The sequence below is a fragment of the Limnofasciculus baicalensis BBK-W-15 genome (genome assembly GCF_024178385.1).
GTDB classification, from domain to species: domain Bacteria; phylum Cyanobacteriota; class Cyanobacteriia; order Cyanobacteriales; family Coleofasciculaceae; genus Limnofasciculus; species Limnofasciculus baicalensis.
Map to the genome: position 1 here is coordinate 1 of NZ_JAMZMM010000269.1, position 8386 is coordinate 8386.

The 8386-nt window shown below is 40.9% G+C and carries 6 protein-coding genes and 1 pseudogene; 1 reads left to right on the top strand and 6 read right to left on the bottom strand.

Annotated features, from left to right (window positions below; genetic code table 11):
- Positions 1–287 precede the first annotated feature (287 nt).
- Entirely contained in the window at positions 288–1427 is a 1140-nt protein-coding gene (locus tag NJ959_RS21355) for a flagellar assembly protein H (RefSeq protein WP_254013762.1), read from the top strand.
- 110 nt (positions 1428–1537) lie between these two features.
- Here the strand turns inward: NJ959_RS21355 and NJ959_RS21360 are convergent, their stop codons facing one another.
- The 6 genes and pseudogenes from NJ959_RS21360 to NJ959_RS21385 form a co-directional block, all read right to left on the bottom strand.
- Positions 1538–1870, bottom strand: coding sequence for a protein kinase domain-containing protein (locus tag NJ959_RS21360; protein ID WP_254013763.1), 333 nt, complete (start codon positions 1868–1870; stop codon positions 1538–1540).
- Between the two features lie 140 nt (positions 1871–2010).
- Positions 2011–2277: pseudogene (locus NJ959_RS21365) on the bottom strand (type II toxin-antitoxin system RelE family toxin).
- Entirely contained in the window at positions 2274–2483 is a 210-nt protein-coding gene (locus NJ959_RS21370; RefSeq protein ID WP_254013765.1) for a hypothetical protein, read from the bottom strand. The pseudogene NJ959_RS21365 and the gene NJ959_RS21370 overlap by 4 nt, the downstream one beginning before the upstream one ends.
- A 134-nt stretch (positions 2484–2617) precedes the next feature.
- The gene (gene ftsH / locus NJ959_RS21375; protein ID WP_254013766.1) at positions 2618–4750 is read right to left on the bottom strand and encodes an ATP-dependent zinc metalloprotease FtsH; all 2133 of its coding nucleotides are present in this window, start codon (positions 4748–4750) and stop codon (positions 2618–2620) included.
- A gap of 616 nt (positions 4751–5366) precedes the next feature.
- On the bottom strand, positions 5367–6092 hold the full coding sequence (locus NJ959_RS21380; protein ID WP_254013767.1) for a hypothetical protein: 726 nt from the start codon (positions 6090–6092) through the stop codon (positions 5367–5369).
- 22 nt (positions 6093–6114) lie between these two features.
- Positions 6115–8386: CHASE2 domain-containing protein (locus NJ959_RS21385; RefSeq protein WP_254013768.1), on the bottom strand; the 2272-nt coding region annotated here is incomplete at its 5' end.

The following is an 8386-nucleotide window of genomic DNA, read 5'->3' on the forward strand; positions in this document are numbered from 1 at the left end:
GCCCCTCCCCTGCATTAGCGTTAGCGGCACATTAGCGTAGCGGGGCGAAGCCCAGTGCGGGGAGGGGAGTAAGATTTTGGCTTTTATACTCTCTTCTTTGCGTACCTTTGCGAATTCCTTTGCGTACCTTTGCGTTTAAAAAAATGTCTTTTATAAGAGTGATTGAGGCTATATGTATTATTGAAAGTCATAGATATATTATTACAATCTATTGAGGTAAATAAAATCTAATAAATGAGGTAAAATTAATATATAAAACAATCTCCAAAACTAACTATCATCGCTCTATGACGCGATTAATTCACGATAAATTTGCCAAAGATTACTTGTCAGAATTACTCTGCCCCATAGGTACGGTAAATCCAGGGCGCGAAATATCTTCAGAAGTGCGGCAGATTGATGTTTATTTTACGCCAACTGCTGTGACACCAGACTATATAGAGAAGCTGGGAGTCTTGGGGAAAATGGCGACAACAACGGCACTGTTTGAACCATTTCGCAATCCAGTTAATTCTGATGAAGTTCTGAGTTGTTTGAGCAAGTTACTGGAGGTGAGATCGGAGTTTTTACGGCAAGCCAAACGGGAAAATACTCCCTACGATGAACTCCCGAAGTTGTGGATTTTAACGCCAACAGCTTCAGAAACTTTGTTAAATGGTTTTGGTGCGAATCCGGATGAAGAGAATTGGTGCAAGGGCATCTATTTTCTATCGGAATATTTCCGAACCGCGATTGTGGTTATTCATAAGTTACCGGAAGTTCCCTCAACTTTATGGTTGAGGATTTTGGGTAGGGAAGGTGTGCAGCAGCGGGCGATAACTTCTCTGGGTGCTTTGTCCGTAGATGACCCACTGCGGATAAATGCGTTAGAATTAGTTTATCAATTGCAATCGAATTTGCGTGTTAATCGAGGACAAAAGTCAAAGTCAGAAGATGAGGAGGATGATAAGTTAATTATGGCTATCAAACCTTTGTTTCAAGAACAATTAGCAGCGGCTGAACAACGTGGTGAACAACGTGGTGAACAACGTGGCGAACAACGTGGTGAAAAGCGTGGAATTCAACAGGGTAAAATTGAAGAGCATCGTACTATTTTAGAAAACTTTCTACGGGTGCGGTTGGGCGAATTAGATCCTAATATAACGGCTTTAATCGCTCCGGCATCGGCTTTACCTGCTGTTGAATTTACGATGTTATTGGTGCAATTAGCGACAGTTTCTGTGGATGAGAATGGGATGCGACAAGCGAGACATTTACTTGCTGAAAGTGTCTTGAGAATGCGTTTTGGTCAATTGGATGAGCGTTTGACTAATTTTATCCCAAGGTTATTGGCATTATCTCTAGATGAATTGGGGTTATTGCTGTCGCAGTTGCCGGAATTATCGGTTGATGAGTTGTTGGGTAGGTGGGATAATTCTGCGAGTTAAACATGTTGATGGGTGGGGAGTACCCACCCTATATTGTAAATTAACCGCTAAATATTAATCTGAATGTTAAACGAATTAACCATCCTAATCCTAATCCTAACCAAGAAGTGCTAAGTAAAATTAGAAATGTATGAAACTTCAGGTATAAAATCCATCACTAGACAGTGGGTTGCACCTTCCTGAAAGAAATCGCGCACTCCTACAATATGGGGATGAGGATATACAGAAAATCGTTCTAATATCTGCCCTTCTTGTTTGAATTTATCCACATATTTCTGATAATATGGGTCATGTTTGAGATGTTTGTTAGGTGTCTTAATCACAACTGAATCATTAAGTAGCAGATGGACAGCTTTGTAAGTTGTCCCGAAACCACCTTGTCCTAAGACTTCTTCAATAATGTATTTCCCACCTTGTAATTCTTGTCCTTTTGCCCAACTCATGTCTATTTTGAGGTAATTATCTACCCAGTCAACTAACGGTCCGAAAAATGTTACTAATAAAGTAAGAACTGCTATAATGAATCCCGCGATCGCAAGTTTTTGTTCTAATGTCTGAATTCAAACTAAATCTCACCCATCGATTAGGGAAAGTATCTGTAAATCTCTTTCCGGTGCAGTATTCTGACGAAAGAGACTACGCCATCATTAACTTTAATACCAATTCGGTAATCCCCTCATCTAATGCGATAGTAGTCTACCTCGCCTTTAAGTTTTTTGACATTGCTAACTTCACTTAAGTTATCTGCTTGTTCAACTTGTTCAATAATTTCCTGAATTCTTTGAAACAAACCAGGATCTAACATCTTGAGTAAATCTTTTTCAAAGCTCTTTCTAAACTCAATATTCATGGTTGATTTTTGAGGATCTTGAATATTTCATCGCGGCTGACTGGTTCAGTATTTTCACCTAGTTTGATCGCATTTTTCATGCCGATATCTTCTAAAGAAGATAGTAAAAGTTCAGAAAACTCTTCTTTTTGTTCTTGGAGTATCTCAATAATTGCTGCTTTGAGCAATTCTTTCAGTTTGGTTTCGTCTAGTGTAATTTCAGCCATCGCTTTTTTATGCAATTTATTGCCACAATTGTTCCAGCCAACTAATTATAGTATAGTTTGGATGAAAAAGAGGCGGATTGGGTAAAAATATGATGTAAACTCACAATTGATTACCCAAAACCCACCCCGACAAATCACCCTAAAAAATTGCCCTCAACTAATCGCCCATTATAATTACTAAGGAGAACCCCATCTGTCACGCGATCCACAGGTTTTACCTGAGCAAGCCAGTTTTGTAATGCCTCACCCTCAACCACCTCAGTTTTTAATATTTCCTGGGCGATAGCTTCTAATAAATCGCGATTATGATGGAGAATATCCAAAGCTTCCCGATGAGATATTTCTACAATTTCCTTAACTTCTTTGTCAATAGCTCTTGAAGTTTCTTCACTCACATTCCGGCGTAAACTTCCCCCACCATTTCCTAAGAAACTATTCTGTGGTGCTTGATCGTAAGCAAGAGGTCCCATTACCTTACTCATACCATAAGTTGTGACCATCCGTTCGGCTAATTCAGTAGCACGTTGCAAATCATTAGACGCACCAGTAGTTACAGTACCAAAGATAACTTCTTCCGCAGCACGTCCCCCTAGCAGAGTAGAAATATCTCCTCGCAATTCCATTTCATTCATTAAAAATCGGTCTTCCGTCGGTAATTGCAAAGTATAACCCAACGCAGACATACCCCGTGGCACAATCGAAATTTTCGCAACTTTCCCTGTTCCCGGCATTAGCGCGCCCACCAAAGCATGACCAACTTCATGATAAGCGACAACCTTTTTCTCATGTTCATTGAGAACCCGACTTTTCTTCTCCAAACCTGCAATAACTCGCTCAATAGCTTCAGCAAAATCTGCTGCTAATACAGTTTCTCGTCGCCCCCGTGCAGCTAAAAGTGCAGCTTCATTCACCAAATTAGCTAAATCTGCACCCGCAAACCCAGGAGTACGGGCGGCAATCTTATGTAAATCAACATCATCAGCCAACTTGACTTTGCGACCGTAGACCGTTAAAATTGCTTCACGACCTGCTAAATCGGGACGATCTACTAATACTTGACGGTCAAAACGTCCCGGACGTAAAAGCGCTCGATCTAAACTTTCCGGACGGTTAGTTGCTGCTAAGACAATTACCGTTGCATTCCCAGCCGCAAAGCCATCCATTTCTGTTAATAACTGGTTTAATGTCTGTTCCCGTTCATCATTACCGCCACTAGGAGAATTGCCGCTACTACGAGATTTCCCGATTGCATCTAATTCATCGATAAAAATAATACAAGGTGCTTTCGTTTTCGCCTGAACAAATAAATCCCGCACCCGTGCCGCACCTGTTCCCACAAATAATTCCACAAATTCCGAGGCAGAAATACTGAAAAATGATACTCCTGCTTCCCCTGCTACTGCTTTTGCTAATAGGGTTTTACCTGTTCCCGGAGGTCCAACTAATAAGACTCCTTTGGGAATTCGCGCCCCAATGTCGGTAAAGCGCTGCGGATTTTTCAGAAATTCGACAATTTCTACTAATTCAACTTTAGCTTCATCCGCACCCGCCACATCAGCAAAGGTGATTTTGGCAGATTCGCCTTCAACATAAATCTTCGCCTTACTCTTACTAAAAGAAAGAGATTGTCCATCAGGATCGTTGCGCTTCATGAAAAACTGAAATGCAGCTACTAAAATTATCGGCGGTATTACCCAACTTAATAAAACAGAAAACCAACTATCCTGAGCAGGTGGAATAGCGAAAAATTCAATATTTTTTTCCCTCAACTTTTTCGCCAAATCTGGATCGTTGACTGGGATGGTTTCGTATATTGGTCCTTGTGGCTCTTGCGGCTGAGTGAGTAAGTTGTGATCTTGATTCGTCTTGAGAGGGCTTGGCGTGGGTTGGAGAGGTTCTGGTGTAGCTTTGAGGGGGTTTTCCGTAGGTTGGAGGGGTACTGTTGTGCCCTTAGTCGGGTTTGGTGTGGGTTTGAGGAGATTTTCAGTCCCCTTGATGGGATCTGGCGTTGGTTTAAGTAATTCTTGTGTGGCTTTGAGGGGATCTTCAGATCCTTTGAGCTGATAGAGAATCTGGTTATCTCCCACCTTAACCCGTTCGACTTTCCCCTCGTCTACTTCGTCTAGGAAGCGACTGTAAGGTACTAGCGGAAATTTGGGCGATCGCGGTATAAACAAGTATCCTAAGAAGGATACCCCCGCCAGGATTAAGAGAATGTAGCCAATTTGGGGAATGCGCGGAGAGTTGGGTTTCTTTTTAATACTCATGGCGGTAAGCGATCCTTAAGTAACAGTCATGGAAGTTAATTCAGTGGGGAGTACCCATTCTCAGGGTAACAAGCTGAGAATAAAGTATTGGGGAGATGGGGGTATGGGGGTATGAGAGATGGGGCTAGTAACTGTTGTAGAACGGAAAGAAGAAAGCTATCTGTAGGGTGTGTTATGTAACGCACCCTGCCCTAACTGCTACTAACTTCCCTGACATAATTCATATACTGGCAAATTATCCTCACTTCTGATACTTTTTAGATTGAACCCTTCAAAAAAATGATGATTGATTTTGTTCAACTCTTCGACAACCGCATTGTGTACCTTAAAAATCGGGTATTACCCACCATTATACGTTTAATTATCGCCACCTACTTAGTAGGGTGCGTTAAATAACGCACCCTACTGCTTTTCCTCGGTAATTTAAACAGGTGGCATAATGACCTTAGCAAATGCGCATGTGAAACGCTTGCTGCCGTTGGGGATATGTGACAGGTGCATAAAATTCAACAGTCCCGATTACATAAACTGAAATACAGTTAATATCAAATCCGCCACCAAATTGTTCTTCTCCTTCCTACTCCCTACGCCCTACTCCCCATTCCCCATTCCCCACTTATCGCGAACAAACTTTAGCAGGAATTTGTTGAATAATTTCCTGAAGCTCCTCCGAGGGATTCTCCATACTGTATACTTCTTGTAAAAAATCATACCAAAGTTCTTTTTCGGCAAAATAGTTTGCTCTTGCCCAAGTAATTTCTTCGGGAGTCAATCCTTTTTCTTTAAGTTCAACTCCTAAAATAATTAGCCTAACACGAATGCGATCCCGATCTTGATGATTCATCACTTTAAAAGGTACGGAAAGCATCGGATTTTCAGCCCTTTCACCAAATATCACCCATTGATAGGTTTCACCTGCCTTTAATGGCTCTCCAGTATAAGAAACCCGGTTATCTCTTTCCGAAACTGTCTGACTCCACAATACCTCTTCACTACCATAATGTCTTACCTCAATTCTACCTAAATTTCCGCGCCAAACAAATAAAGGGCGATTGCTCCATATTTCTCTGTTAGCACTATTTATCCTTGGCGTAATCGGGCAAATATCGCCTCTGGCAATGCCACTTCCAGGAGTTCCCGGTGGCGGATTATCCTCATTTTTTTTATTGAAAAAATTCTTAAATATTTCCTGCCAAGACTTGGTTTTTGAGGGGCTATGGACTAGGGATTGGGGACTAGGGGTTAGAGCCAGAGAAAAACTAGCATTTCCTCTATCTGAATAACCAGTAATCATTATTCCAGTCACCAAGAAAGTCGATAAAAAAACATTTAATTTAAACATAAACTTGCTGCTCATTATTTAATTATTCAGCTAAATTCACCATAACATAACTCCAAAACGTCATCGCGGGAATAACCAAAGGCAATAACACTCCGCCCGTAACGTACAACTGCAAGCTAACTAATCCATAAACTCCCGTCGCACCTGCCATGACTATCATCCATTTACTCCTACCAGATGGTACAAAAAAGAAGAATAACTTATTAGTCTTTTCTTTCGCTTTATTTGTTCCCGCTTCTAAACTCAAGACTGTCCATTTTCCCAACAAAGCAGCTACTCCAAGTAACCATAAATCGGGAATTGGCACAACTAAACGCTTTGTGAGAAAATGATGGATCAAATAAGCGTGAACTTCACTACCAGGAAACACCTGACGCAAATCCGGTGGATTCTCCTGAAAACGCCAATACTTCAAACCTGCTGGCACTTGAAAATTATCTTCACCTTCTGCGGCTACACCCGCCTCGCCATAGCCTCCTGGTGCAATTATGACAATAGGTTGTTTTTTTATTGTTTGTTCTTCTTGATTTTTTCTTATTCCCCACTCCCCATTCCCCACTCCAAAAAACCCATTCTGTTTGAAATTAAGTTTGAGGGAATCGACTGGATTATCTAGCAACTGCCAAGCTGGTAAGCGTGTATAGACTTGATTTGGGGGAATAGAAAAGTCAATAATTGGATGTAACCACCGTTGATTATACTGATAAGAAAAGTTAGTTATGGTTTGTAATCTAGCAGTGGAAGAGAATATTTCTTTATAATCTTCATCTGTCTTATCGCTAATATATGTTTTTAACTGAGATAACCAATTAACTGAAGATTGTAACTGTGGTTGAGGTGGTTCACTAGAACCTGTAAAATTACTCCAATATGCTAAGGATAGTAGGTAAGGAAAGGGTAAAGTCCGAGGATCTGTAGATCTCCTTGGTACTAGAGTAACGTGGGATATTCTATTTGCAAATAGTAACATCACATCCCCTTGCAAACTCCAATTGGGATTAGCAAATTCTGGTAATAGATTAAACCAACCTCCCCCATCCTTACGCTTAGTACCGAATACGAACCAGGTTTGATTTTTTTCTATAGATGCCTGGATAGAATTGGCAAGATATTGGTCATTTTCCTTTTGATAGCGATCCAGAAGATAATCAATACCAACTACTTTAGCATCAATCGCTGTTAGCTTATCTACTAACTGTGCCAGATAGCGGCGATTCATGGGTTTAGGGTCAGAAATTCCTGCTTTTTTGATGGAGTCTTCATCAATTTGTACGAGTAAAACAGGAGGTTCTTTAGTTGTTGGCACTTGATTAGTAAACTGACGATAGCGTGCCTGAATTAATACCCGTTGTTCCAATAATATATCTTGGACAGGTAACTGCCAACTAGCAGCTATTAAAATAGCCAATGCGATTGCTTCTTTTTTCCTCGGCAACCAATGTTTCAGCCTTTCCTTATTCCCAAAAGGCTTAATTCTAAATAATTCGGCATTGGGATGGCGAAATAGAGAAGGAATCAGATAAGCACTGGGATAAGTAAGATGTTTTTCTAATTTAAGATATTGACAAGCTGAGAGGAGAGACTCGTGAACATCTTTATATTCTGCTAAACTATGGAGAAACCTAAGCAAAAACTCCTGCGCCACCTGATTATGAATTGGTTCCCGCATTACCGCCACCTGACTCAATCCCATATCAATCAAAGTATTAGCAATACTCAGTCCATTACAGGAATTAAATATAGCAAACTGCAATCCCCTTTCCTTAGCAATAGTTATCGATGCCTCAATCTCTCGTAATAGTAGTGAAACACCAGGTGCGATCGCAAATTCTCCCCCAGTTATCATAGTCTCATTACTATGACCTGCAAAAAATAAAATATCCCAACCTTTTTCATCAGCAATAGCATTGACAATTGTCCCTTTTAGGGCATTAGCATCTTGTCCGGGTTGCCAACCAATAAACTCAATATCTGCAACTGAAGAAAGGGATCGTACAGCCTCTTTATCCGCTTTAAAATCTAATCCAGTATCATCACCCAAAATCGCCAAAACCCTAACTCTTCGCCCTCGATATTTCGGTGTTACTGTTGTGCCTTGAATATTAACAGGCATCCTCACAATCTGAATTTTACCTCTTGCCGCAAACTCAGTTCCAATTTCCCAAGCTTCCCACGGTAATCGGGCAATTTCCAAAGGATTGCAGGTGATAAAAATATCAATGGTTGGTTTTTTGGAGTGGGTTTTTTGGAGTGGGTAAAAATTGTCGCGTCTCCCCATCCTCCCCATCCCCCCA